The 25,920-nt window shown below is 43.6% G+C and carries 23 protein-coding genes; 8 read left to right on the forward strand and 15 right to left on the reverse strand.

Annotated features, from left to right (window positions below; genetic code table 11):
- Positions 1 to 75: 75 nt before the first annotated feature.
- Positions 76 to 1,179 (forward strand): HEAT repeat domain-containing protein, encoded by a 1,104-nt coding sequence (locus JF50_RS02480; RefSeq protein ID WP_039607919.1) that lies wholly within the window; start codon positions 76 to 78, stop codon positions 1,177 to 1,179.
- A gap of 93 nt (positions 1,180 to 1,272) precedes the next feature.
- Positions 1,273 to 1,650, forward strand: coding sequence for a calcium-binding protein (locus tag JF50_RS27465; protein ID WP_080760076.1), 378 nt, complete (start codon positions 1,273 to 1,275; stop codon positions 1,648 to 1,650).
- A gap of 42 nt (positions 1,651 to 1,692) precedes the next feature.
- Here JF50_RS27465 and JF50_RS02490 read toward each other — a convergent pair whose 3' ends face one another.
- Positions 1,693 to 2,886, reverse strand: coding sequence for a CobW family GTP-binding protein (locus JF50_RS02490; protein ID WP_200890372.1), 1,194 nt, complete (start codon positions 2,884 to 2,886; stop codon positions 1,693 to 1,695).
- Between the two features lie 324 nt (positions 2,887 to 3,210).
- On the opposite strand from JF50_RS02490, the gene JF50_RS02495 reads away from it, so the two are divergent.
- Complete coding sequence (locus JF50_RS02495) at positions 3,211 to 3,936, forward strand: hypothetical protein (protein WP_039607920.1); 726 nt, start codon at positions 3,211 to 3,213, stop codon at positions 3,934 to 3,936.
- 18 nt (positions 3,937 to 3,954) lie between these two features.
- Here the strand turns inward: JF50_RS02495 and map are convergent, their stop codons facing one another.
- From map to JF50_RS27100, 4 genes are all read right to left on the reverse strand, one after another.
- A complete protein-coding gene (gene map / locus JF50_RS02500) occupies positions 3,955 to 4,737 on the reverse strand; it encodes a type I methionyl aminopeptidase (protein ID WP_039607921.1) in 783 nt (260 codons plus the stop codon).
- Positions 4,718 to 4,924 (reverse strand): ParD-like family protein, encoded by a 207-nt coding sequence (locus JF50_RS02505; protein WP_039607922.1) that lies wholly within the window; start codon positions 4,922 to 4,924, stop codon positions 4,718 to 4,720. Before JF50_RS02505 ends, map begins: the two co-directional genes overlap by 20 nt.
- A 377-nt stretch (positions 4,925 to 5,301) precedes the next feature.
- The gene (gene rsmF, locus JF50_RS02510; protein WP_039607923.1) at positions 5,302 to 6,753 is read right to left on the reverse strand and encodes a 16S rRNA (cytosine(1407)-C(5))-methyltransferase RsmF; all 1,452 of its coding nucleotides are present in this window, start codon (positions 6,751 to 6,753) and stop codon (positions 5,302 to 5,304) included.
- 129 nt (positions 6,754 to 6,882) lie between these two features.
- The gene (locus JF50_RS27100; protein WP_023400447.1) at positions 6,883 to 7,041 is read right to left on the reverse strand and encodes a hypothetical protein; all 159 of its coding nucleotides are present in this window, start codon (positions 7,039 to 7,041) and stop codon (positions 6,883 to 6,885) included.
- A 323-nt stretch (positions 7,042 to 7,364) separates the two neighbouring features.
- Here JF50_RS27100 and JF50_RS02515 point away from each other — a divergent pair, with 323 nt between their 5' ends.
- Together JF50_RS02515 and arsJ are read left to right on the forward strand one after the other, a co-directional pair.
- Positions 7,365 to 8,375 (forward strand): ArsJ-associated glyceraldehyde-3-phosphate dehydrogenase, encoded by a 1,011-nt coding sequence (locus JF50_RS02515; protein ID WP_039607924.1) that lies wholly within the window; start codon positions 7,365 to 7,367, stop codon positions 8,373 to 8,375.
- 4 nt (positions 8,376 to 8,379) lie between these two features.
- The gene (gene arsJ / locus JF50_RS02520) at positions 8,380 to 9,588 is read left to right on the forward strand and encodes an organoarsenical effux MFS transporter ArsJ (RefSeq protein WP_039607925.1); all 1,209 of its coding nucleotides are present in this window, start codon (positions 8,380 to 8,382) and stop codon (positions 9,586 to 9,588) included.
- A gap of 21 nt (positions 9,589 to 9,609) precedes the next feature.
- Here arsJ and JF50_RS02525 read toward each other — a convergent pair whose 3' ends face one another.
- The 10 genes from JF50_RS02525 to JF50_RS02570 form a co-directional block, all read right to left on the reverse strand.
- Positions 9,610 to 11,601, reverse strand: coding sequence for a methyl-accepting chemotaxis protein (locus JF50_RS02525; protein WP_039607926.1), 1,992 nt, complete (start codon positions 11,599 to 11,601; stop codon positions 9,610 to 9,612).
- Positions 11,602 to 12,013: 412 nt separating this feature from the next.
- A complete protein-coding gene (gene htpX, locus JF50_RS02530) occupies positions 12,014 to 12,862 on the reverse strand; it encodes a protease HtpX (RefSeq protein WP_039607927.1) in 849 nt (282 codons plus the stop codon).
- A gap of 319 nt (positions 12,863 to 13,181) precedes the next feature.
- A complete protein-coding gene (locus JF50_RS02535) occupies positions 13,182 to 13,841 on the reverse strand; it encodes a 3-oxoacid CoA-transferase subunit B (RefSeq protein ID WP_039607928.1) in 660 nt (219 codons plus the stop codon).
- A 10-nt stretch (positions 13,842 to 13,851) separates the two neighbouring features.
- Positions 13,852 to 14,550: a CoA transferase subunit A gene (locus JF50_RS02540; RefSeq protein ID WP_039607929.1), complete on the reverse strand. Its 699-nt coding sequence runs from the start codon at positions 14,548 to 14,550 to the stop codon at positions 13,852 to 13,854.
- A 34-nt stretch (positions 14,551 to 14,584) separates the two neighbouring features.
- A complete protein-coding gene (locus tag JF50_RS02545) occupies positions 14,585 to 15,493 on the reverse strand; it encodes a hydroxymethylglutaryl-CoA lyase (protein WP_039607930.1) in 909 nt (302 codons plus the stop codon).
- On the reverse strand, positions 15,486 to 17,438 hold the full coding sequence (locus tag JF50_RS02550) for an acetyl/propionyl/methylcrotonyl-CoA carboxylase subunit alpha (protein WP_039607931.1): 1,953 nt from the start codon (positions 17,436 to 17,438) through the stop codon (positions 15,486 to 15,488). The genes JF50_RS02545 and JF50_RS02550 overlap by 8 nt, the downstream gene beginning before the upstream one ends.
- Positions 17,439 to 17,448: 10 nt before the next feature.
- A complete protein-coding gene (locus tag JF50_RS02555; RefSeq protein ID WP_039607932.1) occupies positions 17,449 to 18,231 on the reverse strand; it encodes an enoyl-CoA hydratase/isomerase family protein in 783 nt (260 codons plus the stop codon).
- 9 nt (positions 18,232 to 18,240) lie between these two features.
- Positions 18,241 to 19,848 carry a carboxyl transferase domain-containing protein gene (locus JF50_RS02560; RefSeq protein ID WP_039607933.1) on the reverse strand — a complete coding sequence of 536 codons (1,608 nt, stop codon included), beginning with the start codon at positions 19,846 to 19,848 and terminating at the stop codon, positions 18,241 to 18,243.
- 11 nt (positions 19,849 to 19,859) lie between these two features.
- Complete coding sequence (locus JF50_RS02565) at positions 19,860 to 21,035, reverse strand: isovaleryl-CoA dehydrogenase (protein WP_039607934.1); 1,176 nt, start codon at positions 21,033 to 21,035, stop codon at positions 19,860 to 19,862.
- 96 nt (positions 21,036 to 21,131) lie between these two features.
- The gene (locus tag JF50_RS02570) at positions 21,132 to 21,527 is read right to left on the reverse strand and encodes a MerR family transcriptional regulator (protein ID WP_023400459.1); all 396 of its coding nucleotides are present in this window, start codon (positions 21,525 to 21,527) and stop codon (positions 21,132 to 21,134) included.
- A 356-nt stretch (positions 21,528 to 21,883) separates the two neighbouring features.
- On the opposite strand from JF50_RS02570, the gene JF50_RS02575 reads away from it, so the two are divergent.
- From JF50_RS02575 to JF50_RS02585, 3 genes are all read left to right on the forward strand, one after another.
- The gene (locus JF50_RS02575) at positions 21,884 to 23,062 is read left to right on the forward strand and encodes a thiolase family protein (RefSeq protein ID WP_039607935.1); all 1,179 of its coding nucleotides are present in this window, start codon (positions 21,884 to 21,886) and stop codon (positions 23,060 to 23,062) included.
- Positions 23,063 to 23,136: 74 nt separating this feature from the next.
- Positions 23,137 to 24,627 carry a CoA-acylating methylmalonate-semialdehyde dehydrogenase gene (locus tag JF50_RS02580; RefSeq protein WP_039607936.1) on the forward strand — a complete coding sequence of 497 codons (1,491 nt, stop codon included), beginning with the start codon at positions 23,137 to 23,139 and terminating at the stop codon, positions 24,625 to 24,627.
- A 128-nt stretch (positions 24,628 to 24,755) separates the two neighbouring features.
- A complete protein-coding gene (locus JF50_RS02585; RefSeq protein WP_039607937.1) occupies positions 24,756 to 25,913 on the forward strand; it encodes an acyl-CoA dehydrogenase family protein in 1,158 nt (385 codons plus the stop codon).
- The last annotated feature ends 7 nt before the right edge of the window (positions 25,914 to 25,920 follow it).

Below are 25,920 nucleotides of genomic sequence, written 5' to 3' on the forward strand. Positions count from 1 at the left end.
TCTCTTCAGTGCAATATAACCTTCATTAAATCACGATAATTTAGCCTGCAAATAAAATCAAAAAAGAGTGCAGTGATGCAGCAAAGTGACCGTGCTTGGGGAAAATACCTTATTATTTCGATGACAATAGTGCTTGTATTGGTGCTTTCTTTATTATTTTTTGAATACCCCTTTAAAAGCAGTAATATTGAGCGTGATCAAAAAGCAGTCAGCGCCTTAGCCAGGGATGAAGTAAGTCGTGAAGATGAGCAGGCGACAATCTCAAAGCCTATCTTACCAGTTGAAATAAAGTCCCGAGCCATTGGCAAGCATACTGTCGCCTCAAAGAATGTCACATCGAGTGAGCGGCTTGAAAGCACGTTGGCGCAACTGAGGGTAAACATTGCACAAAGTAATGAGCCATTGCAGCACGCTATAATGGGCCCAAGTAATACACATATTGTATTTCGCAGTCACTTACTTATGCTACTTGAAGAAGACCCGAGTCTTGTCACTCACCTAATTGATGCCTTCATAGATGAACCAGACAGTTTATTGGGTAGGGAACTGAGTGCTGTGTTATCTGAATCCGGACACCCACTTGCACAAGTTGCAGCGCTGGATCTGGCGTTCGATTTATCGATGGAGGAAGCACAGCGGGCCGCTGGGTTATTATTGGTTGCCAAAATGAATGAGGTAACAGGTGAGACGAGAGATCGGGTATTAGCACATATTGATTCAGGGGGAGATCTGGGTTCAGATATGCAGCAGTTTGCCATCATGGCATTAAAACCTGCCCCCAGTAGTGAAGAGGATTACCAAAGAGTTCACAGTACTTTGTCAAAAGTAGTTCAAGCAGAAGACCACAATGTTCGTCGCCACGGTGTTTATCAAATGGCTCAATGGGCAACCAGTAATCAAGATTTGCAGCCAGTTAGAGAATTGGCACTGAGTGATCCTGATGTTAATACACGTGCACGTGCGGTTATGTCACTGGGGGATAGTGCTTTTAAATCTGATGAAAACCGCTCAGTCCTTTGGCAAGTTGCTGATGATGTCAATGAGCCGCCGCCAATTAGACTATATGCGCTTAAATCACTCGCCAAATTTACTTTAAATGATAATGAAATGAATAAACTACGAGTAATGCAACGTGGCCTCAAGGACACTGAGTATGCCCATCAAAATATGTATAACTAACGCGACTAGCAGTATTCATAAAAACAGAATTTGGAATGTATTTTCCAATACCCAAGTGAAACAACAAAATACAATTAAATGAATTAAGGAAAAATGATGAAACTTGTAAAATTACTGATGGTAGTTGGTACATTGGCAGCCGTTTCTTTTGTAAGCTCGGCAGAGGCGCGTGGTACACATTACGGTACGGGTGGTGATGACATTATTATTGGTGGCACAGGTACAGATATCATTTACGGTTATGATGGTAACGACCGTCTTTATGGTGGCACGGGTGCTGACGTAATTTATGGTGGTAATGGTAACGATAAATTATATGGCGAAACTGCTGCTGATACATTGTTTGGTGGTAACGGTAATGACTACCTTGATGGCGGCACTGCAGGTGATTCTTACTATGGCGGTGCCGGTTATGATATATGCAAAAATATAACAGGTACACCTTATTATAATTCTTGCGAGAGCTTTTAATACTGGTCGACCAATAAGGGAGTGAAACTCCCTTATTTGATGCTAGACCTTTGCAACATTGGTTGGCCAAGGATCTTCAAAAGTTCCGCCGTTTCGCCAGAAGTTAAGCTCTTCGTCAGTTAAAAAGCAGGCTTCGAGTGCTTTGACGAACCCAGAGGCTTCGTCTTTTTGGCCAATCACAGTAAGCCGACAGCGCCTATCACCAAAACGACTGTCTATTTTATCAATTTTTTTCTTTAAAATATCGTAATGCTCAGGTGTAAAACCGTGGCTTTCATCTTTTAAGATTGGTGCACGCCAAAAACCGACAAATTCCAATCCGACATTGCCATTAGCTTGGCTCCAAAGTAAAGACATATCGTCTCTGGTGGGTAACCAAAAGAACCCTTTACTACGAAATACACCATGCGTTAAATGGTTGTGGCATACTTCCCATAAGCGAGTGGGGTGAAAGGGCCTATCATCTCGAATCACTTTCGACACTAACTTTTGATTTTGTTTACCTGACAGTGTCAAAGGCGCGTTAATCGTGCTGCGTAATTCAGGGATTAATTGCTCGACTAGAAAAAAGTTATAATCTGGAAATTGATGGAATTGTGTGACATCCATGTTTCCCCAAGCAGTACCAGAGATAGCTGCGTAAGGGTTAATTGGATGCAGAGCTTGTGCAATGGTTTCAACAGCCTTGGCGGTGATTTTATCGGTTTTGGTCAAAAATACCTGGTTCGAAAACAAGATTTGCTCTACAAGTAAGTTTTCAATTCCTCTGACTTCATTGCTTAAATTTTCTTGCCATTTCGGTACAAGTGATTGTCCAAATTGATAGTCATCTTTTAGCCACGTAGCATCAACAAGGGTGATCACGCCTTTGAGAGCGTAGTCGCGGTTATTCTTGAAAAACTCAATCAGCGGCAGTGGGTGGCTACTCCCTGAAGTTTCTATCACGATCCAGGGTGGCCGAACGTCTTTTTTTAAAGTTTTGAGCGCTACCTTGAGGTCCTTTAACCCCTTTGCACTACTGATGCTGTAACCACTGATGGTGAAAAACTGCTTACTATCATCATCAAATACTTCTGTGTTTTTGATTAATACGCCATCGACATCAAGCTCACTCATGTCGTTAACGACAACACCTGGGATTGAACCATGACTGGCTGATTGAGATAGCAGACTACGCAGAAGCGTTGTTTTTCCTGAACCTAAAAAACCATGCAAAATAGTAACTGGAATTGACATCAATTTTATCCTTGCACACCCAAACATTATCCAAAGGCACAGTATTGGATGTGCCTAAATAAAGCTGTGTGTGACTCTATAACAAAGGTGAGTGTAATTTTAAGGATGATATAACATAACCAATTTTGACGTAAGAGTTGAGAGGACCTTTTCGACGCCTAGCAACAAAACTCATGCTGGGTAGCTCCAATATTATGGATAGTATCTTTTCGTAATGTGACGTCGATCTGTTTTCGTCATTGAACAGTATTTATTGTAAAATGCGCACTGGGTCGCTATTTTCGAGTGGCTCGTTGTTGATTTTAGGAAACGAGAGTCGTAAAAATGAGACGTTATGCTGATTATTCGTTAGAAGAGTTACGCCAAGCTTATATAGATATTGATAAAGTTACTTATCCCGATAACTATCAAACTATTGTCGAGGAGTTGGCGCGCAGAGAGTCGATGACTGAACAACAGGCTACCTTAGATGTTAAATCAGACGACATCGCACCTCAAGTGGATGCGGAGGGGGTTGATATCATGGATGAGCTTAGTCAGAAAAAACATGATGTAAGTGCCTCAGATAGTGTGGTGGTGACGTTAAATCCGTGGGTGAAGCGAGTTACTTCGGTGCTGACAATCGGTGGCTCATTTTTGGGCATAACACAAATCCTTACAGGGTTATCTAATATATCAGGCATCATCAACTCAGTATTATTTGCATTTTTTATCCTGATCTATGTACTCGGCATTGTGGCTGCCGTGCGATTGTTCGAAAAGTCAACAGTCAGTGTAGTCAAAGACAACTTAATATTTTGGGTTATTCAAATTCCTATGTTTATGTCTCCATTTATTGGGTATCAATTTACAAATGGGGCGTTTTTAAATATTTTTGTGTCTAGTGATACTGGGCTGAATGTTGTGCCTATGTTAGGCAGTCTCGTGCAATTTAGCTTTTTTCAGTATCATCAACCTTGGGCACTGGGTATAAATCCTGCCGCAATTCTGGTATCGGCCTACTTTTATTATGTACTAAAACAAGCAGGCAAGGCACATAACGAACAGTAAGTCGGGTTAACTACCAGTTTAGTTGACTGGTAGCTGCTCTTCTTCCCTTAAAGTCAGAATTTCATACCCTGTGTTTGTCACCAAAATAGTATGTTCCCATTGCGCAGATAATTTTCGGTCTCGAGTCACTACAGTCCAGCCATCTTTGAGCGTTTTGACTTTAGGTTGGCCTTGATTGACCATTGGCTCGATTGTAAATGTCATACCGGGTTTTAACGATAACCCTTCATGAGGCTTGCCGAAGTGAAGCACATCTGGACCTTCGTGCATCTCGCTACCAATACCATGGCCGCAAAACTCTCTGACAATGCTATAACCCCGCTCCTCAGTGTAAGACTGAATAGCATGACCTATATCTCCCAGCGTGGCGCCCGGTTTGACTTGTTTAATTCCTTGCCACATGGCTTCATAGGTGGTTTGCACCAACTTTTTAGCAAGCCCTTGCGCTGCCGCCATGACATACATTTTACTAGAATCGGCAAGGTAACCTTCATATTTAAGGGTGATATCGACGTTGATGATATCGGTAGACTTAATTTTTTGATTGGCCTTTGGCATGCCGTGACAAACGACTTCATTAATTGATGTGTTGATTGCATAAGGGTAGCCATATTGCCCTTTTGTTGATGCAATTGCACCAAGCTGTTGCGTTATATACGCTTCAACAAAGTCATTCACTTCCATTGTTGTGAGCCCAGGTCGGATAAAGTCATCAAGCGCTTTAAACACGCGGGCTAATAATTTCCCTGACTGCTTCATCTTGATGATTTGGGCTTGGTCCTTAATGATCACAGGATTCATATTGCTTCTTTTTTACTTGTTCTAGTTCTATTTTTATTAGCTCTGCGAATGGCTTGTCGGGGTTTTGCTCTGCTAGGCGGCCCATTTTTAGCCAGAATTCAGCTTGTGAGTTGATTGAGCGAGACATAACTTGGCTGGCAAGGCGGATCTCTTCATGGAGTTCTTCGGAAATTTTAACTATGCCCATTTTTATATGATTTACTACAAAACGTATATGGATTATATTGTTTGTTCTGTTTTTATGCAACGACAAAATAGGCGGCAGCACCGTAATGTCGTTTAAACATGTTTTTAAACGAGATTGTTGCGTATTTAGGCTCGAATTTTTGGCATAAAAAAACGCCCAGTAATGTGTGCATCTGGGCGTAGGGGAAGGCTCATATGGAGCCGTGCGCTAACTTAAACACCTTCTAAAACATTAAGGGAGAAGTAGAAAGTTCTTTAAGTGTAGTTAATGCATTACAAAAGTTACAAACAGAATGACATTTTTAAAACATATAAAAAACATGGTGTTATAGTCATATAAATTAATAATCTTAAAGTTGTCAAAAAGTTCTAATCAGGTTATACCCAAGTTATTAACTGACCTTGTGCGATAAGATCCCTAGGTAGGTTGTTTTTAATCTTGTTTTTTTGCCATTTTCCAAGTCCTACAGGGGCACCGCATAAAGTGAGTATGACTTCCCCTGTTTGATTAGTTGGATTTTCTAAACGAACATCCTTACCTTGGAAGTACTCAGTCGCTTGTTTGTCGCTGAGTGCATGCACATTGGTTGCTGCCAAATGTCCGAAGGCAGTGGCAAGCTCGTGTTCAAGGCGAACGCCATTTTTATGTATTGAACCGACCTTGATACCCAAGCGGGCATATTTGATTTTGTTTTGCACTTCTTCGAGCTTTTCTGGAAATAACCACAGCTCTTTATCTCTTTGCATGAGCGTGCCAGGAAGCTGCTTAATCTTAAACTGCTTTTTTAAATAGCTGGAAAAAGCTTGATGCGCTTTAGCTGCAAAGGGCTCGAATGGAAATGCGCCTTTTTTGCGTTGCTGGTTGTGGTGCTCAACAGAGCTGATTTTCTTAAATTTAGCAATGAAGAACCCTTCACTGTCATAAATTTGAGGCCAGACGTGTAAGTACCCTTCGCTTGTGGTGGCCTGATTGGCATTTTCAAATAGATTGTCTAGTGGGATGATTTCGACAGCACCTGCAAATTCTTCGAGTAGAAATGTACAAACTTGCTGATTTTCAAGTGGGGTGAGGGTGCACGTTGAATACACTAAACTGCCGCCCGGCTTTAAAGCTAAAAAAGCACTTCTGATGAGATCTTTTTGTACATTACTAATATCGACATTAGATTGAATAGACCAATTTTTAAGTGCACTCGCGTCTTTTCTGACTGTCCCTTCACCTGAGCAGGGGGCATCAAGTTGTATGTGGTCAAAACATTCATACATGTAATCACCAAAAATCTTGCCGTCAAAGTGTGATAATGCACAGTTAGCGATCCCCATGCGTTTCATATTAGCAGCGAGGACTTTTAAACGTGAAGATGAAAACTCATTGGCAACGAGTAAACCTTTGTTTTCCATTAAGGCACAAAGCTGTGACGTTTTAGAGCCCGGAGCGGCTGCCATGTCGAGTACGGCGTAATGATCTGTCTGTATATTTTCTATTTCAGATCTTAGTGCCAAAGGCGGAAGCATGGAGCTGGCTTCTTGCACATAAATACAGCCACTTAAATGTAACGCTGTATTACCTATTGGGAGATTGGCTTGCTCTTCTTCACTCCGAGTGATCCAAAAGCCTTCAGGACACCAGGGTACAGGCGTTATTTGCCAGCCGAGTTTTTGCGCTTCGAGTTCAAATTCGTCTATAGACATTTTTAATGTATTAACCCGAATAGATAGCCTCAAAGGCTTTTGGCAGTGATCAATGAAGTCATCTAAATTTAAATGCTCAGGTAGGTAGCACTTTACGTCTTCGATAAAGTCTTCTGGGATGTAGGTATTCTTATCCAATCTAAAATACTCGAAACAGCTGGGATTGAATACAGTTTAACATTAATCGCTTTAGAGCAGGTAAGAATTAGGAAGGGGTAAGCAAACGTCATCGTCAATGTGATAACGTTTGCATCATATTTGTCTTAATTATGGTGTTTCAGAATCGCAGTGATAATACGTTTCACATTCTTGGGTTGGACCATTGCTTAAACCCGCACCCCCTACAAGTGGAGTCAGTTTTTTATCGAGTGGAAGACTATCATAACTCAATTTTTTCAATGGCTTCTTGGTGACTTTAAGCTTCATAGTGATTAACTCCTTCTATTTAACATTACTTTTTACTTTCAATTTCATGTTAGTAAATCGCGAAAAAGTTTCAAATAAAATTAATAAAAATGATACAAAATCATTACAATTATTCACTTGAATATATGTGAAAGTGTATATATGATTTTCCGTATATTGTAATTACCTCAATCAATAGACATAATTTTGTCTGCTTGGCACAGGCAATTTAGATTCTGGCTGTGCCTTAGCGCCAAGTGGGTAGTGTAATTTTAAAGATCTGAGCGTATTGACCATCGTTACAGAGGCGTGCGTGAACAGCTCAATAATGGGAGAAAAAATCGATGACAATTAAAGTTGGGATCAATGGTTTTGGTAGAATGGGCCGATTGACCATGCGCGCACTGTGGAATTCACCGGGTATCGAAGTGGTAAAGATTAACGACCCAGCAGGCGATGCGCTCACTTTGGCACACTTGATGAATTTTGACTCTGTGCATGGTAAGTGGCAATACGAGGCGTTAAGTGAAGGAAGTGACATCATCATTGAGCAACAGCGTATTGCTGTCACACAGCAAGTGTCTGTTGCTGAGAATGACTGGTCAATGTGCGATCTGGTCATTGAAGCATCAGGTAAGATTAAAACCAAAGATAAACTCGCTGCTTTTTTCGCACAAGGTGTTAAACAGGTTGTCGTCACTGCACCCGTAAAAGAAGAGGGGGTACTGAATGTTGTTATGGGTGTAAACCATGCTGATTATGATGTTGAGCAGCACCCAATCGTCACCGCGGCATCTTGCACGACGAACTGTTTAGCGCCAGTTGTTAAAGTACTGCAGGACAATATTGGTATTAAACACGGATCAATGACGACGATTCATGATATTACCAATACTCAAACCATCATCGATGCACCACATAAAGACCTGCGACGTGCCCGTTCATGTGGCACTAGCCTTATTCCAACTACCACAGGTTCTGCGACAGCAATCACGCATATTTTCCCTGAGCTTAAAGGTAAATTAAACGGTCATGCTGTGAGAGTGCCTTTGACCAATGCATCGATCACGGACTGCGTGTTTGAAGTCAGTCGTGAAACAAGTGTTGAAGAGATTAACGGTTGGATGGAGCATGCAGCAAGCGGTGAACTTGCTGGTGTACTAGGCTATGAAACGCGTCCACTGGTATCGATAGATTATAAAACGGACCCGAGAAGCGCCATTATTGATGCGCCGTCTACCATGGTGGTAAATGGTACACAAGTAAAGCTTTACGTTTGGTACGACAACGAATGGGGTTATGCAAATAGAACGGCTGATCTGGTTCGTTTAGTTATCGACAAACGCTGGGGTTAACGCTATGACGCAGTCACTCATTGCAAGGCTATCACCAGAGATAAAGCAATATCTGGTGATCACAGGCAACTATTGGTCATTTACCTTGACAGATGGTGCGCTGCGTATGCTTGTGGTGCTATATTTTCATCAATTGGGATACAGCCCACTGGCCATTGCCTCTTTGTTTTTATTTTATGAGATTTTTGGTGTCGTTACGAACTTACTAGGTGGCTGGCTAGGTGCCCGTCTTGGTTTAAACAAAACCATGAATATAGGTCTGTTTCTACAGATTGTGGCTGTATCTATGTTAGCACTAGATGAACAATTACTGACCATAGCGTATGTTATGGTGGCGCAGGCTTTATCTGGCATTGCTAAAGATCTCAATAAAATGAGCGCTAAAAGCGCTATAAAATTACTTGTTCCCAAGGATCAAGATAGCACTTTATATAAGTGGGTAGCGCGGCTCACAGGTTCGAAAAACGCGTTAAAAGGTGTCGGTTTTTTCCTCGGTGGTTTGTTGCTGACTTTACTGGGTTTTCAAGGTGCTTTGTGGTTTATGGCAGCGATGTTGTCCATCACTTGGCTATCTAGCTTACTGTTATTGAAACAAGATTTAGGTAAGAAAAAGAATAAACCGAAATTTAATGAACTGTTTTCTAAAAGTCGTCAGTTGAACTTGCTGGCCGCAGCAAGGTTGTTCTTGTTTGCGTCACGAGATGTTTGGTTTGTGGTGGCTTTGCCCGTCTTTTTGGCGTCAACATTTGGTTGGGATCATTGGTGGGTTGGCGGCTTTATGGCATCTTGGGTGATTGCCTATGGCATTGTTCAAGCGAACGCGCCAAAGATCACGGCCAAGCAGGGTGGTCATTATCAACAAGCGCTCAAGTGGGTTGTTTTGCTGTCTTTTATTCCAGCGTTGCTGGCGTTGGGTCTATGGGTAGACTGGCAAGTAAAAGTTGTGATCATCGCTGGGCTGTTGGTATTTGGCGCAGTGTTTGCGGTGAATTCATCACTTCATAGCTTTTTGATTGTCAAAATAGCGGATAGTGACGGTGTATCTATGGATGTTGGCTTTTATTATATGGCTAATGCCATGGGCAGGTTATTAGGCACTGTACTCTCTGGCCTCGTTTATCAGTTTTATGGCCTTGAAGCGTGTTTGTTGATCTCAAGTGCGATGCTGGTTTTGGCATCACTGTTTACTTATGGGCTTAGCAAGCGCAATTAAGCGCTTGCCAATAAAGAGCGATTAATTTAACTGCTGTGGCAGCTTAAAGGCTGAAGTGACTTGCTTTAACGTTTTAGATTGCTTATCCAGCTCTAAACTTGCGCTAGTCACTTGATCTGCACCAGCGGCGTTATCAATAGCAGCTTGCCTAATCGATTCAACATTATAAGAAATCTCTTCTGTGGTCGCAGATTGTTCTTGAGCCGCTTGCGCTATTGTCTGTGCACTGAGCGCAATTTGATTGATCTGATGTACACTTTGCTCAAGAAGCGAAGCGCTGTCATTAGCTGCCGTGATCGTCTGTTTAGTTGCTTCAGCAGATGCATGCATTTCAGATACCGCGGTTTGTGAAGTAGACTGCAAGCTGGCAATCATATTTTCAATATCGGCTGTAGACGCTTGTGTTTTTTGGGCAAGTTGTCTGACTTCATCTGCAACCACTGCGAATCCACGGCCGTGCTCTCCTGCACGCGCAGCCTCAATAGCAGCATTGAGAGCCAGTAAGTTGGTCTGTTCAGTCACTGCTTGGATCACTTCGATAACACGGCTGATATTTTGCGTATTGTATTCAACTTCCTTAATCGCTGTTTCTGAGTTCTCAACAGCGGTACTGAGTGCTTCCATCTGTACCACTGTGTCTCTCAGTGTTTGGTTTGCTGACAATGATGTTTTTTCTGCATCTAAACTCAAGTCAGCAACCGTACGGGCATTGGTTGCCACTTCATCGATTGAATGAGAAGTTTGCTGAATTGCTTCTGCTACCTGCTCAATATTAGCGTGTTGTTCTTGTAAGCTGGCGTTAGCTTGCTCGCTGGCAGCACTTGTCTGTGTTGCTGTGGAAGCCAGTTGTGCTGTGGTTTCAACTATGGTGCCAATGACACTGGTCAAATAGGTATTCATCTGTCTCATCGCGCCATACACGCCAATTGCATTTTCATCACGACTAAATTGTTCTCTGAGGTCACCTGCGGCAATGCGCTCACTAATTTTGCGCATTTCAATCGGCTCACCGCCAAGCGGTTTGAGTACCGAACGTGCAATGAGTACTGTCGCCACTGCAACCGATAAAACGGTAATGACAAAAATGGCTGCGATAATCCAATACAGTTTATACACAGGTGCAAATGCTTCAGCTTTATCAATCTCAGCCAAGAGTACCCACTTTAAACCTGCAAATGTATAAGGTAGATAAGCTGATAATACAGGGTTACCATTGTAATCAATGATGATTTCGGTATCTGACACACCTTGTAAACCTCTTCTAACCGCAACCGTATCAACACCGTTGGCTTCAACGGAACCTGCGAAGCTGGCAATGACAGTATGATTAATAGGATCTAGGTATGAATCAGAACGCATACGGAAATCATTACCAACAAGATATGATTCTCCTGTTTCGCCCATGCCATCACGTTGCTGCATGATGGCGTTGATAGCATCAATCGATAACTGTAAAGCGAGGACAGAGTTGACTTGTCCGTTTATGATGACTGGGATACCAATAAACGCAGCGGGCTCATTATTACTTGGTGCATACGCACTATAATCCGCTAAGATGAATTTTTTTGAAGAAATGACTTGGGTGAATAAAGTGGCGAGTCCCGAGTTGTTAAATGGACCGGTAACCAAGTTAGTATTGTAGTCAGATTCTTTAGCGACGGTGTAACTTATCAAACCATCTCGTTCAATGACGAAAAAGTCGTAAAACCCTTTTTCTGTGATAAAGGTATCAAACAAGGTGTGGTAATTGTGGGCAAGCTCAGAGTTTGAGAGTGTCGGGTTTTGTTCAACAAGTAGCTGCCATTTTTTAGCGATAACAGACAAGTCGCCTTTTCTTGCGCTGAGGTAGTCATCAATTTGTTTATGTTTTATTTGTTTGATGGAAGTAAGCTGATTATATGCCTGTTGTTCAAGTGCTGTAGACGCTGTCCACAGAGAGACCATCGCTAATATACCTGCTGGTAGTAAACCAATAAGCATAAATGAAATGAGTAATCGAGTTTTGATCAACATACTTCTTCTTACCTTTAGTATCTAGAATATTGCTATTATGTCAATAAAGTGGGTTACATATTTTAAACAAATGGGCCTTGTATAGATACACGCAAAAAGTATGGTTTAGGTTAATATTACAGTTAAATGTCGGTTAATAATTAACCAAAAAGATACTTTTAATAAGGGGTGTATAAGATTTGAACGCAATTTTTACGGTTTTAGGGAAAAAGAGAAGACTTAAGTGCTGCTTTTAAGATGCTACATAGAAAAATAGTTTATATGTGTTTGGTATATATATATAATTTTTTATAACTGAATATGATATAAATACCCAAACAAATACTCTAAATTTAATTATTTGTAAATCGTCATTAAAAAGGCCCGTCAGGGCCTATGGTTATAAATTAAACAATAAATTTACATCAAAATGCTAAGATAGTGCGGCAATTCTTTGCTCAAGAGGGGGGTGAGAGGCAAATAAGTCGACCACGCTTTTTCCTGGGGCGATACCAAACGCCATCATTGAGCCTTCGAGCTTAGACTCGTGATTGCTGCGCAGACGCTCTAGTGCAGCTTTCATTTTATGTGCTCCGACTAAGTCTGCAGCGCCTTTATCAGCCGCATATTCCCTTTTTCGGCTAAAGTAAGCAACAATCATGGAAGCTAAGAAGCCAAATAAAATTTGGAAGATTAAGTCAAAGATCATATAAGTCCAACTAAAGCCCTCATTTTCTTCATCGCCATTTAAGAAGCCATCTACAATATTGGCCAAGACTTTTGAAATAAAAATGACGAAGGTATTGACTACACCTTGGATCAGGGTCAGTGTCACCATATCGCCATTGGCAACATGTGATACCTCATGGGCAAGCACAGCTTCTGCTTCACTTTGGCTCATGCCAGCAAGCAAGCCACTACTCACTGCAACTAGGGAGTCGTTTTTGCTGGGGCCTGTAGCAAAGGCGTTGATCTCTGGACTGTCGTAAATAGCAACCTCTGGCATTTTGATACCTGCTTTTTGTGCCTGTGATGCGACGGTACTGACTAACCAATGCTCAGTCTCATTACGAGGTTGGTCAATCACATAGGCACCGGTTGATTTCTTAGCCATCCATTTAGAGATATACAGTGAAATAAACGCGCCACCAAAACCAAAAAATGCTGATATGGTAAGCATGCCTTGATAACTTCTAGACGGTACCCCTAGAATGGATAAAATAATGGACAACACAACCATGATGGCTAAGTTTGTCGCTAAAAAAAGTACAACGCGTTTCATAGTCACCTCATTAGAATTGAATTTACTTACTGATTGTTACGCTTTCTGAATAAAAAGCGTTCATCATCTCATATCAATATGGAGGCCATATTGATATTCTCAAGGGTGAGTATGACGTTGAAGTGTTACAAGATGTTGTCGCGTAAATAAGCCTTTAAACAGCCTTTGTTTTGCAAAGAGGGTAGGTAAATCAGACCAAGAGGATAAAAAAAACCCCTCTTGCGAGGGGTTTTGGGTAACTCAGCGCCTTTGGCACTGGGAATGAGGTCGGTACAATTGTGTTAGTTTTTAACTAATAGGTTGACCACGTAAACTACGGTTAAGCAAACTGCATTTCAGGGATATCGCCTTCGACGATTAATTTACCTGCAGTCTTGCTGATAATTTCATCAACACTAACACCTGGCGCGCGCTCAAGCAAATGAAATGCGCCGTCTTTTACTTCTAACACAGCGAGATCGGTGACAATCTTTTTCACACAATTTACCCCAGTCAGTGGTAGTGTACATGACTCAAGTAATTTAGAATCGCCGTGTTTACTAGCATGGGTCATGGTCACAACAATATTTTGTGCGCCCGCGACAAGGTCCATCGCGCCACCCATGCCTTTGATTAACTTTTTCGGGATCATCCAAGAGGCAATATTGCCGCTCTGATCCACCTCAAATGCACCTAATACCGTTAAGTCTACATGACCACCACGTATCATGGCAAAGCTTTCTGCGCTATTAAAAATAGCTGCTCCTGTGGCTGCTGTCACGGTTTCTTTACCCGCATTGATCATATCTGCGTCAACTTGGTCAGCATCTGGGTACGGACCCATACCCAATAAGCCATTTTCAGACTGTAGCATCACTTCCATATTGTCAGGTACGTAGTTCGCAACAAGCGTTGGTATGCCAATGCCCAGGTTTACGTAGTAACCATCTTGAAGTTCTTGCGCAACGCGCATTGCAATTTGTTCACGATTTAAAGCCATGGTGATCTCCTTACTTGCGCGTAGTAACACGTTCGATGCGTTTTTCAAAGTTACCCTTGATAACGCGGTTAACATAAATACCTGGGGTATGAATTTCGCTTGGCTCTAATTCGCCAGGCTCAACTATTTCTTCTACCTCAACAACTGTAATTTTGCCAGCTGTTGCAGCCATCGGGTTAAAGTTCATCGCGGTATGACGGAATACTAAGTTGCCATAGCGGTCCGCCTTCCAGGCTTTAACAATGGCAAATTCACCAGTAATAGATTCCTCAAGAATATACGGGCGACCGTTAAATTCTTTAACTTCTTTACCTTCAGCAACAGGTGTACCATATCCAGTCGCGGTATAAAAACCTGGAATACCCGCACCGCCAGCACGCATTTTTTCTGCAAGGGTGCCTTGTGGGGTGAGTTCTACGTCAATGATGCCGTCAAGTAACTGCTGCTCGAATAGGGCGTTTTCGCCAACATAGGATGCGATGATTTTTTTGATTTGACGGTCATGCAATAAAATACCAAGACCAAAATCATCAACACCGCAGTTATTAGACACCACAGTCAGCTCTTTTGTTTGCTTACGCTTAATTTCAGCGATCAAGCCTTCTGGAATACCACACAGTCCAAAACCACCGGCAATAACGGTATCTCCATCTTTGAGACCCTCCATTGCTTCTTCGTAGCTAGAAACTACTTTATCGAAACCGGCCATTAGCCCACTCCTCGTTGTCAATATTGTCTTGTTGTTAAGACTGGCACGTATTTTTTAATGCCAAAGAAACCTTACTTATAGGTGCTTTGTTGAGCGCATCGCAAATTTGCCAACCTGCTTTTGCTAGCCTTTCTAAATCAATTTCGGTACTGATGCCAAGTCCTTGCAGCAAGTAAATAACATCCTCAGTGGCAACATTTCCTGACGCTCCTTTGGCATAAGGGCAGCCTCCAAGGCCAGCAACCGCGCTGTCGATTGTTGCAATGCCCATTTCAAGCGCTTTATGGATGTTTGCAAGGGCTTGCCCATAAGTATCATGGAAATGTACTGCAAGCCTTTGTGCTGGGATATGTTTGAGTAGCAAGCTTAGTAGCGATTCTATTTGATTTGCGGTGCCGACGCCTATGGTATCGCCAAGACTTATCTCATAACAACCAAGTGCCAACAATTGTTTACATACTGCGAGAACCTGCTCGGGTTCCACTTTTCCCTGGTAGGGGCAGCCTGCAATACAACTGACATAACCTCTTACTTTGATGTTGTTTTTTTGTGCAAGTTCAACCACGGGGCGAAAGCGTTCAATGCTTTCTTCAATGCTGCAATTGATGTTTTTTTGCGTAAATGCTTCACTGGCGGCCGTGAAGATAGCAAATTCGTCAACTTGGTTTTCAAGGGCCAATTCAGCCCCTTTTAGATTCGGTGTAAGCGCACTTATCTCGACGTCTTCTTTGCGTGTAATGCCTTGTATCACTTGCGCCGAATCAGCCATTTGCGGCACCCATTTAGGGGAGACAAAAGCGCCCGCTTCAAGGTGTTTTAATCCCGCGTCTGCCAGCGCATTTAAGAGCGTTATTTTGCTTTGTGTACTGACCGAGGCCTCGTTTTGCAAGCCATCGCGGGCACCCACTTCGACAATTTTAACTTGAGTAGGGTAGTTAGCCATTCGCTTCTTCCTCAACGATAGCCAGCATAGCGCCATGGCTGACGAGCTCACCTTCATCAAAGCAGTAGCTTGCCAGTGTGCCATCAAATGGTGCGTTAAGGGTATATTCCATCTTCATCGCTTCGATCACGACAATAGGATCCCCTTTACTGACTTTTGCTCCCACTGTTTGTAGGTGTTTCACGACGGTGCCATTCAGTGGCGCAGCCAAAGGTGCTTCTTGATGCTCTTGCTCGCTCACGTAGTGCTTAGTTTTAAGCTCGAAGGTGTGCTGATAAGGGCCGTACATTACCGTGATTGTTGACTCGTCAATGAGCACATCGGCGATCATGCGCTTGCCATCAACATTCGCAATCAGTTGGTGACCTTCAAGCTTGGCTTCTACGCGATGCTCAAAGTCTTGGTAGTGAACTTGCCAATGATGACCTTGCGCCTGTGCAACGACAAAGTGCTCGGTAAATGGCACGGTGAGCTTACGAGCTTGATTGAGCCTAAAGCCAACTTGCTGCCAAGGGGTATTGAGTTTCGGTGCTTGTTTGTGAGCAAGGTAAGCAATGCTTGCCAAGCACACCAAAGTATCACTAGGCGCTTTAGATGATGTCAGCTCGTCTGTTTGCGTATCAATAAAGTGCGTATCAGGTGCACCAGCCATAAAGGTTGGATGTTCAGCTAAATGATGTAAAAACGCAATGTTGCTTTTCACACCGGCTAGGTGTACTTCGTTAAGCGCAGACCTGAGCTTAAGCAAAGCCGTGCGCCTGTCGTGACCATGCACAATTAATTTGGCGATCATTGGGTCATAGAACGGACTAATTTCATCACCTTGTTGCACGCCAGTGTCTATTCGCACTCCGCGCTGTGCTTTAGGGAAGCTCAGATGCGCTAAATTACCCGAGTAGGGCATGAAGTTTTCTTCAGGGTCTTCTGCATAAATACGCGCTTCGAAGCTGTGGCCTCGTAATGTGATGTGCGCTTGCGAAAGTGGCAGGTGCTCATTATTTGCCACACGAATTTGCCATTCAACTAGGTCTTGTCCAGTCACCATTTCAGTGACCGGGTGCTCTACTTGCAGGCGCGTATTCATTTCCATAAAGAAGAACTCGTCACCGCACAGTAAAAACTCAACCGTACCGGCTCCACGGTAGTTAATGGCTTGTGCGCATCGAACCGCTGCTTCCCCCATCTCTTTACGTAGCGCATCACTTAAGTCGGGTGCAGGCGCTTCTTCAATGACTTTTTGATGACGACGCTGCAGTGAGCAATCTCTGTCGCCCAAGTAAACGCAATTGCCATGGTTATCAGCAAACACCTGTACTTCTACATGGCGCGGTTTATCGACAAAACGCTCTAGTAAGACTAGGTCGTTACCAAAGCTTGCCAAAGCTTCACGTTTAGCGCCTTCTAATGCACTCAAAAACTCATCAGCACTTCTGACAACGCGCATACCTTTACCACCGCCGCCAAAAGCGGCTTTGATAAGGACTGGGTAGCCAACCTTTTCAGCTTCAGAAGTTAAAAACTCGGTGTCTTGCTGCTGGCCGTAGTAGCCTGGTACTAATGGCACATTGGCTTGTGCCATGATTTCTTTTGCGCGGGTTTTTGACCCCATGGCTTCGATTGAACTGGCAAGTGGGCCAATGAAAACAATATTGTTTTCTTCACAGGCATTCGCAAAAGCATCATTTTCTGACAAAAAGCCGTAGCCTGGGTGAATACAATCCGCGCCACTTTGCTTGGCAACCTCTAAAATACGTTCACTGACAAGGTATGAGTCTTTACTTGGTGCAGGACCAATGAAATAGGCTTCATCTGCTTGTTTAACATGCAGTGCATCGGCATCCGCTTCTGAATAAACCGCGACTGTACTCATGCCTAAGCGTTTTGCGGTGCGCATGACTCGACAGGCGATTTCACCTCGGTTAGCGATTAAGATTTTCTTTAACATGTTATTCTCCTTATTCGCTTGCCGTCGGTTGCCAATTAGGCGCGCGTTTATCAAAAAAGGCACTCAAACCTTCTTGTCCTTCGTCACTCACTCGAATTTCAGCGATGCGTTTTGCGGTGTGTGTGATCAGTTGCTCATCGATGGCTTTACCAGCGACCTCATCAATCAGAGACTTTGCACTTTTGACGGCAGTTGGGCCGTTATTTAAAAGCTGCTCAATGAAATATTCTTCACTTCGTTCTAAATTGTCACTGATCTGGTGAATAAGCCCAAGCTCGAGGGCTTTCTCAGCTTGAAAGACTTCAGCTGTTAAAAAGTAACGTCTTGCTTGCCTTTCGCCAATCGCTCTAATCACATAGGGACTGATAACCGCAGGGATAAGGCCTAGCTTGACTTCGCTTAAGCAAAACTTTGCATTGGGTGAGGCAACCGCGATATCGCAACAAGCGATAAGGCCAAGAGCGCCACCAAAAGCGGCACCTTGCACCAAACATAGCGTTGGGTGAGGAGAGGAAGCCAGCACTTGCATCAGCTTTGCCAGCTCTAAAGAGTCAGCGACGTTTTCTTCATAATTGTTATCCGCCATTGACTTCATCCAAGCTAAGTCAGCGCCGGCTGAAAAGTGCTTACCATTGGTTTTTAAAACCAATGCGCGAATGTCTAGTTTATTGGCATAATCAATGGTTTTGATTAGCTCTGCGATGATTTCAGCATTAAATGCATTGTGTTTTTCAGGACGACTTAATTCTAAAATCGCCACTTTGCTCTTTGTTATATTTAAAGTGACAGACATGTACGCCCCCTACATTCTGAAAATACCAAACTTAGATTCTTGACTCGGCGCGTTCGCCGCAGCTTCTAACGCCAGACCTAATACGTTGCGTGTGTCTGCTGGGTCGATGATGCCATCATCCCAGAGTCTTGCACTGGCATAGTATGGATGACCTTGCTTTTCATACTGCTCGACAATCGGCTTTTTGAACTCAGTAACTTCGTCATCGCTCATGCTCAGGCCTTTACGCGCAAGGCCATCTTGACGGACTTGCGTGAGTACGCCAGCGGCTTGTTCGCCACCCATGACGGATATTCGCGCATTTGGCCACATCCACATCATGGTGGGTTCGTATGCGCGACCACACATGCCGTAGTTACCAGCGCCGTATGAGCCACCAATCAGTACCGTAAATTTAGGTACGTCTGCACAAGACACCGCGGTAACCATTTTGGCACCATGTTTGGCGATGCCTTCGGCTTCGTATTTTTGGCCAACCATAAATCCAGTGATATTTTGTAAAAACAACAGAGGAATATCACGTTGTGCACACAGTTGGATAAAGTGTGCGCCTTTTTGCGCCGACTCTGAAAACAAAATACCGTTATTTGCGACGATCCCCACAGGGCGGCCAAATATTTCGGCAAAGCCGGTGACAAGCGTTTCACCAAAGTAGCGCTTAAACTCGTCAAACTGAGAGTCATCCACGATGCGTGCAATGACTTCTCTGACATCAAATGGCTTTTTCAGATCGGTACCGACAATGCCGTAGATCTCTCTAATATCATATCTTGGTGGCTTGATGTCTTTTAGAATAGGTTGGGTAGGGCGCTGATGGTTTAGTCGTTCAATACATTGGCGCGCAATTGAAAGGGCGTGTTCGTCATTTTCTGCATAGTGATCGGCCACACCAGACACTTTACAGTGGACATCTGCACCACCTAAATCCTCTGCACTGACCTCCTCACCAGTAGCCGCTTTTACCAAAGGCGGACCTGCTAAGAAAATCGTACCTTGCTCTTTGACTATGATGCTTTCATCAGCCATGGCGGGCACATAGGCACCACCTGCGGTACATAAGCCCATGACCACGGCAATTTGTGGAATGCCCTTGGCTGACATACGGGCCTGATTATAGAAGATGCGACCAAAATGCAGTTTATCTGGGAATACTTCGTCTTGTTCAGGTAAGTTAGCGCCACCAGAGTCGACTAGATATATACATGGTAAGTGGCAGCACTCTGCGATTTCTTGTGCTCTTAAATGCTTTTTAACCGTCAAAGGGAAATAAGTGCCGCCTTTTACAGTGGCGTCGTTGCCAACAATCATACATTCGACACCCTTAACGCGTCCGATCCCAGCGACAACACCAGCACATGGGATGTCTTGTTCGTATACGCCAAACGCGGCAAATTGAGAAATTTCTAAAAAGGGAGAGCCTTCGTCAAGTAGGGTATCAATTCTGTCGCGTACAAATAGTTTTCCGCGACTTTGATGGCGGGCTATCAGGGCTTCGCCGCCACCTTGACTTAAATTTGCGACCTTATCATTTAAATCTGCAACCAATGACGCCATTGCGTCATGGTTGTCTTTAAATTGCTGGTCATGCGTATTAACTGAAGTATTTAATACCGTCATGCCACTTCTCCTTAACGGCTTTCATTGAATAACTCACGACCAATCAGCATACGACGTATCTCAGACGTACCTGCGCCAATTTCATAAAGCTTGGCATCACGTAAAAGTCGACCTGTTGAGTATTCATTGATGTAACCATTACCGCCAAGTAGCTGAATCGCATCTAGAGCAAGTTTGGTAGCAAGTTCAGCGGCATATAAAATTGCGCCAGCAGCGTCTTTACGAGTGGTTTCACCACGGTCACACGCTTTTGCTACGGTATATACGTATGAACGCGCCGCATTCATTTGCGTATACATATCTGCGATTTTGCCTTGTACCAATTGGAATTCGCCAATCGATTGATTGAACTGTTGACGCTCATGAATATATGGCACAACCACATCCATACATGCTTGCATGATACCCAGTGGACCACCTGCTAATACAACGCGCTCATAATCAAGTCCGCTCATTAGGACTTTCACGCCCTCATTCAACGTACCCAGAATATTCTCTTCAGGTACTTCGCAGTCTTCGAATACAAGCTCACAGGTGTTTGACCCGCGCATACCTAACTTATCGAGTTTTTGCGCAGTAGAAAAACCAGGAGAGTTACGCTCAACGATAAAAGCGGTAATACCGCGAGGGCCTGCATCTAATTCAGTTTTGGCGTATATAACAAATACATCAGCATCAGGACCATTGGTGATCCACATTTTGTTGCCGTTCAGTACGTACTTATCGCCTTTTTTCTCGGCTTTGAGTTTCATTGAAACCACATCAGAACCTGAGTTAGGCTCACTCATTGCCAACGCACCGATGTGCTCGCCACTGATTAGCTTAGGTAAGTACTTTTCTTTTTGTGCTTGGTTGCCGTTACGGTTGATTTGGTTTACACACAGATTAGAGTGTGCACCGTAGCTTAAACCAATAGACGCGCTTGCACGGCTAATTTCTTCCATCGCGATTACGTGCTCTAAATAGCCCATATTCGCACCGCCAAATTCCTCTGGCACAGTGATGCCGAGTAAGCCCATTTCGCCAAACTTTGGCCATAGCTCATTTGGAAAGTTATTTTCTTGGTCGGTCTTTTCTGCCAATGGTGCGATTTCGCTGGTGGCAAAGTTATTGACATGATCACGGATCATATCTGCGGTTTCACCAAGTCCAAAATTGAGTTCTTTATAGAGTGATACTGTGCTCATCTTGTTGTCATCCTGTGTGAGAATTTGTGTTATACCCAAGCGGGTGACTGAGGCCGCTTTTGGTCAACGCCTCAGCGAACAAATACTGTGTACTGATTAGTCTTGTAATTCTTTTAATGTATCGAGACAGCGTCTTTCTGCTGTCACCAGTTCCATCAGGACGACTTTTATGTCATCCATTTGCTGACTTAAATCTGCTTTTTTTTCTTCTATTAATTGCAGCATAGTATGGAGCTGTTTTTCGCTGGATTTGTCTGCATCATAAAGCTCAAACAATCTGCCAGTTTCGGCAAGCGTAAAACCAAGTCGCTTTCCGCGCAGAATAAGTTTAAGACGCACTTTGTCTCGTTTTGAATAAATACGGGTCTGACCATTACGTTCTGGCGAAAGTAATCCTTGATCTTCATAAAAACGAATACTTCGTGTGGTAATGTCAAATTCCTTAGCGAGTTCGCTTATTGAGTAGGTTGGTTCTTTATTGGTGTCTTGCATTATTTACACACTTACTTCGAAACTGATTAGACCAATATAAGTGAAGTTTACGTAAAGGTAAAGTGTCGTTTTTGCATCATGCTTTAGTCGCATATGCAAAATCTGGATCTTGAACTACTTTTAGCTCGCATAAGGCACTATATGCTTTGTTAATTTGCTCTTAAACATGGGATATAGCAAGGGAATGCGCAGTAAAATGCCAACTTGGCAAGACAGCTGTGCAAGTAAACTTTACATTTTTGAAAATCGCAAAGCGCTTGTTTTTAGATTTACGTTGGCGTAAACGTAAATTTTAGGTATGCTCGACGTAAGAGATTACTAAAAGCAAGCAATTTGCTTGTTAACAGGAGTTTTAAATGAGTAACGAAGCCGTAGTCATCGTAGCAGCAAAACGTACCCCTATGGGTGGTTTTATGGGAAGCCTATCTGGAGCAGCTGCAACAGATTTAGGTGCAACTGCAATTAAAGCTGTCATGAATGATACTGGTTTATCGGATGCCAGCATCGATGAAGTCATTATGGGATGTGTATTGCCAGCAGGTCTCGGTCAAGCGCCAGCGCGCCAAGCTGTATTGCATGCAGGTCTTGCACGTTCAACGGGTGCAACAACCATTAATAAAGTATGTGGCTCAGGTCTTAAAGCAGCCATGTTCGCTCATGATTTAATTAAATCAGGTAGTATCAAAACTGCGATTGCAGGTGGTATGGAAAGCATGACAAATGCACCATATTTCATGCCAAATGCGCGTGGTGGTATGCGTATGGGCCACAATCAAGTTATCGACCACATGATGGCTGACGGTCTTGAAGATGCATATGATAAAAAAGCAATGGGCTGTTTTGCTCAAGATACTGCTGATCAATATGGCATTACTCGCGAAAATATGGATGAGTTTGCTCTTAATTCACTAAGTAAAGCAAACGCAGCAATTGAAAGCGGCAACTTCGACAATGAAGTGATTCCGCATGTTATTTCTACTCGCAAAGGTAACATTGAAGTAACAACAGACGAGCAGCCAGGTAACGCACGTCCAGATAAAATTCCTTCACTACGTCCAGCGTTCAAAAAAGACGGCACCATCACAGCGGCTAACTCGTCATCTATTTCAGATGGTGCAGCAGCGCTTATTTTGATGAGTGAGTCTGAAGCAAAGGCACATGGCTTAACCCCGCTATGTAAAATTGTGGCGCACGCTACACATTCTCAAGCGCCAGCTGAGTTTACAATTGCGCCAGTGGGTGCGATGAACTCATTACTTGATAAAGCGGGTTGGTCAAAAGAAGACGTAGACCTTTGGGAAATCAATGAAGCATTTGCCATGGTAACTATGCTTGCTATCAATGAAATGCAACTTGATAGTGCAAAAGTTAACGTCAATGGCGGTGCATGTGCGCTAGGTCACCCAATTGGCGCAAGTGGTGCGCGTATTTTGGTGACACTTATCCATGCACTTCGCAATCGTGGTCTATCAAAAGGCATCGCATCACTGTGTATCGGTGGTGGTGAGGCGGTTGCACTAGCAGTAGAAGTTTAAAATCGTCAAAGCGCCGCACTTATACTAATTTCTAACGCGGCGCTACTTTCAGTTTTTATGGGGAGGAGTGCAAAATGCACCAGGTACCACTATACATCAACGGTGAATTCACACAGTCGCAGTCTGACAAATGGTTAGACGTTGTTAATCCAGCAAATCAAGAAGTCCTTGCACAGGTACCTTGCGCTACGTCACAAGAAGTACAAGCAGCTATTAATTCAGCACAAGAGGCGTTCCAAACTTGGAAGAATGTCCCTGTACCTGAGCGTGCACGTATCATGATGCGCTATGCTGCATTATTAAAAGAGCACCAAGAAGAAATCGCTACTATCATTTGTCATGAGCTTGGCAAAACATTCGAAGATGCCAAGGGCGATGTTTGGCGCGGTATTGAAGTCGTTGAGCAAGCAGCGAATGCGCCGGCTATGATGATGGGTGAAACTGTTGAAAACGTAGCACGTAACATTGATACATACTCATACATTCAACCGCTTGGTGTATGTGCGGGCATCACGCCATTTAATTTCCCTGCAATGATCCCACTTTGGATGTTCCCAATGGCGATTGTATGCGGAAATACATTTGTACTAAAACCATCAGAGCAAGACCCACTAACACCAATGCGCCTAGTAGAACTATTCGAAGAAGCCGGTGCGCCAAAAGGGGTGTTACAGGTTGTGCACGGTGGCAAAGATCAAGTTGACCAGATTTTAGAAGCCCCCGAGATCCGCGCAGTCTCATTTGTTGGCTCGTGTGGTGTTGGTCAATACATTTATAGTAAAGGCACGGAAAACCTTAAACGCGTCCAAGCTTGTGTAGGTGCTAAGAACCACATGGTAATCATGCCTGATGCGAGCAAAGAGCAAACAATTAATAACCTTGTTGGTGCATCAGTGGGGGCTGCTGGCCAGCGTTGTATGGGTATTTCAGTTGCTGTATTTGTCGGCAAATCACAAGAGTGGGTTGATGACTTAAAAGCGGGCCTTGAAAAAGTGCGCCCAGGTGTGTGGAATGACCCTGAAGCTGCATATGGCCCACAAACGTCAGCAGCGGCAAAAGCGCGTATTCTGTCTTTGATTGAATCGGGCAAAGAGCAAGGTGCAACTTGTTTACTTGATGGCTCTAACTTTACCGTTGAAGGTTATGAAAACGGTAACTGGGTAGGTCCAACATTATTTACCAATGTGACAACAGACATGGACATTTACAAAGAAGAGATCTTTGGTCCAGTACTAAACTGTGTGTTTGTTGATACGCTTGAAGAAGCAATCACGTTGGTGAATAACAGCCCGTATGGTAACGGTGTATCGCTATTCACAGCAAGCGGCGCTGCTGCTCGTAAATTCCAACAAGAAATTCAAGTAGGTCAGGTTGGTATTAATATTCCTATTCCTGTGCCACTTCCTTTCTTCTCATTCACGGGTTGGAAAAACTCTTTCTACGGTGATGTGCACACGTATGGTAAACAAGGTGTACGTTTCTACACAGAGACGAAGACTATCACATCTCGCTGGTTTGCTGATGAAGCGGTAACCGGCCCTAATATGAGCATTAACTTACGTTAATTCAGCATATTTCCAAAGCCCAGTACCTATGCTGGGCTTTTAGTAGTACCGCCTGACGCAGATCAGGTGCAACAAGAATAAAAACAAGTGATGAAAATCGCTTGATACGACAACAAGAGAGGTCTTTTATGGACTTTAATCTGAATGAAGATCAACAGGCATTCGCCGAAACCGCTTACCAATTCGCTATGACTGAACTTGCGCCAAATGCTGCGCGCTGGGATCAGGAGCATATTTTTCCTAAAGATGTAATTAAACAAGCGGGTGAGTTGGGTTTTTGCGGCTTATATACACCAGAAGAAGCGGGTGGATTAGGTCTATCTCGCCTAGATTCAAGCATTATCTTTGAGCAGCTGTCTATGGGCTGTACCGCGACGACAGCGATGTTGACTATCCACAACATGGCAACTTGGATGATCGCCAGTTTTTGTACCGATGCGGTAAAGAGCCAATATATGGACCAGCTGGTAATGGGTGAATTATTAGCATCTTACTGCTTAACTGAACCTGGCTCAGGTTCTGATGCGGCATCACTTAAAACCAAAGCGGTGCTTGAAGGTGATGAATATGTCTTAAATGGCTCAAAAATGTTTATCTCTGGTGCAGGTGAGACGGACGTGTTAGTTGTTATGGCACGTACTGGCGAAGAAGGCCCTAAAGGGATCTCAGCATTTGTTGTCCCAGCGGATGCGGCTGGCGTTATTTATGGTAAAGCCGAAGAGAAAATGGGCTGGAATGCACAGCCAACACGCTTAATTACCTTTGAAGATGTCAGAATTCCAGCAGCCAACCTGATGGGTAAAGAAGGCGAAGGCTTTAAGTTTGCGATGCAAGGCCTTGATGGTGGTCGTATCAATATTGCCACATGCTCTATTGGTACTGCGCAGCAAGCACTGAATACAGCAAAAGAGTATATGCAAGAACGTCAGCAGTTTGGTAAACCACTGGCAGCATTCCAAGCACTGCAATTTAAAATTGCTGACATGAACACTGAGCTGGTTGCAGCACGCCAAATGGTGCGCTTGGCAGCGTTTAAACTAGATAGCAATGACCCGGAGAAAACCACTTACTGTGCGATGGCAAAACGCTTTGCGACAGATGTAGGCACAAAGGTGTGTGATGATGCACTACAGATCCACGGTGGTTATGGTTATATCAAAGAATACCCACTTGAGCGCCATTTACGTGATGTGCGCGTTCACCAAATCTTAGAGGGCACAAACGAGATCATGCGTGTGATCATTGCCCGTCGAATTTTAGCCGAAGGCGCTGCAAGCGTTTTATAAGGAGCAA

This window comes from Pseudoalteromonas luteoviolacea, from assembly GCF_000814765.1.
Taxonomy (GTDB): Bacteria; Pseudomonadota; Gammaproteobacteria; order Enterobacterales; family Alteromonadaceae; genus Pseudoalteromonas; species Pseudoalteromonas luteoviolacea_H.

Coding starts and splice junctions, on each gene's coding strand:
- JF50_RS02480 (WP_039607919.1), top strand. CDS start 76: ATGCAGCAAAGTGACCGTGCTTGGGGAAAATACCTTATTATTTCGATG.
- JF50_RS27465 (WP_080760076.1), top strand. CDS start 1,273: ATGATGAAACTTGTAAAATTACTGATGGTAGTTGGTACATTGGCAGCC.
- JF50_RS02490 (WP_200890372.1), bottom strand. CDS start 2,886: ATGTCAATTCCAGTTACTATTTTGCATGGTTTTTTAGGTTCAGGAAAA.
- JF50_RS02495 (WP_039607920.1), top strand. CDS start 3,211: ATGAGACGTTATGCTGATTATTCGTTAGAAGAGTTACGCCAAGCTTAT.
- map (WP_039607921.1), bottom strand. CDS start 4,737: ATGAATCCTGTGATCATTAAGGACCAAGCCCAAATCATCAAGATGAAG.
- JF50_RS02505 (WP_039607922.1), bottom strand. CDS start 4,924: ATGGGCATAGTTAAAATTTCCGAAGAACTCCATGAAGAGATCCGCCTT.
- JF50_RS27100 (WP_023400447.1), bottom strand. CDS start 7,041: ATGAAGCTTAAAGTCACCAAGAAGCCATTGAAAAAATTGAGTTATGAT.
- JF50_RS02515 (WP_039607924.1), top strand. CDS start 7,365: ATGACAATTAAAGTTGGGATCAATGGTTTTGGTAGAATGGGCCGATTG.
- arsJ (WP_039607925.1), top strand. CDS start 8,380: ATGACGCAGTCACTCATTGCAAGGCTATCACCAGAGATAAAGCAATAT.
- JF50_RS02525 (WP_039607926.1), bottom strand. CDS start 11,601: ATGTTGATCAAAACTCGATTACTCATTTCATTTATGCTTATTGGTTTA.
- htpX (WP_039607927.1), bottom strand. CDS start 12,862: ATGAAACGCGTTGTACTTTTTTTAGCGACAAACTTAGCCATCATGGTT.
- JF50_RS02535 (WP_039607928.1), bottom strand. CDS start 13,841: ATGGCTTTAAATCGTGAACAAATTGCAATGCGCGTTGCGCAAGAACTT.
- JF50_RS02540 (WP_039607929.1), bottom strand. CDS start 14,550: ATGGCCGGTTTCGATAAAGTAGTTTCTAGCTACGAAGAAGCAATGGAG.
- JF50_RS02545 (WP_039607930.1), bottom strand. CDS start 15,493: ATGGCTAACTACCCTACTCAAGTTAAAATTGTCGAAGTGGGTGCCCGC.
- JF50_RS02550 (WP_039607931.1), bottom strand. CDS start 17,438: ATGTTAAAGAAAATCTTAATCGCTAACCGAGGTGAAATCGCCTGTCGA.
- JF50_RS02555 (WP_039607932.1), bottom strand. CDS start 18,231: ATGTCTGTCACTTTAAATATAACAAAGAGCAAAGTGGCGATTTTAGAA.
- JF50_RS02560 (WP_039607933.1), bottom strand. CDS start 19,848: ATGACGGTATTAAATACTTCAGTTAATACGCATGACCAGCAATTTAAA.
- JF50_RS02565 (WP_039607934.1), bottom strand. CDS start 21,035: ATGAGCACAGTATCACTCTATAAAGAACTCAATTTTGGACTTGGTGAA.
- JF50_RS02570 (WP_023400459.1), bottom strand. CDS start 21,527: ATGCAAGACACCAATAAAGAACCAACCTACTCAATAAGCGAACTCGCT.
- JF50_RS02575 (WP_039607935.1), top strand. CDS start 21,884: ATGAGTAACGAAGCCGTAGTCATCGTAGCAGCAAAACGTACCCCTATG.
- JF50_RS02580 (WP_039607936.1), top strand. CDS start 23,137: ATGCACCAGGTACCACTATACATCAACGGTGAATTCACACAGTCGCAG.
- JF50_RS02585 (WP_039607937.1), top strand. CDS start 24,756: ATGGACTTTAATCTGAATGAAGATCAACAGGCATTCGCCGAAACCGCT.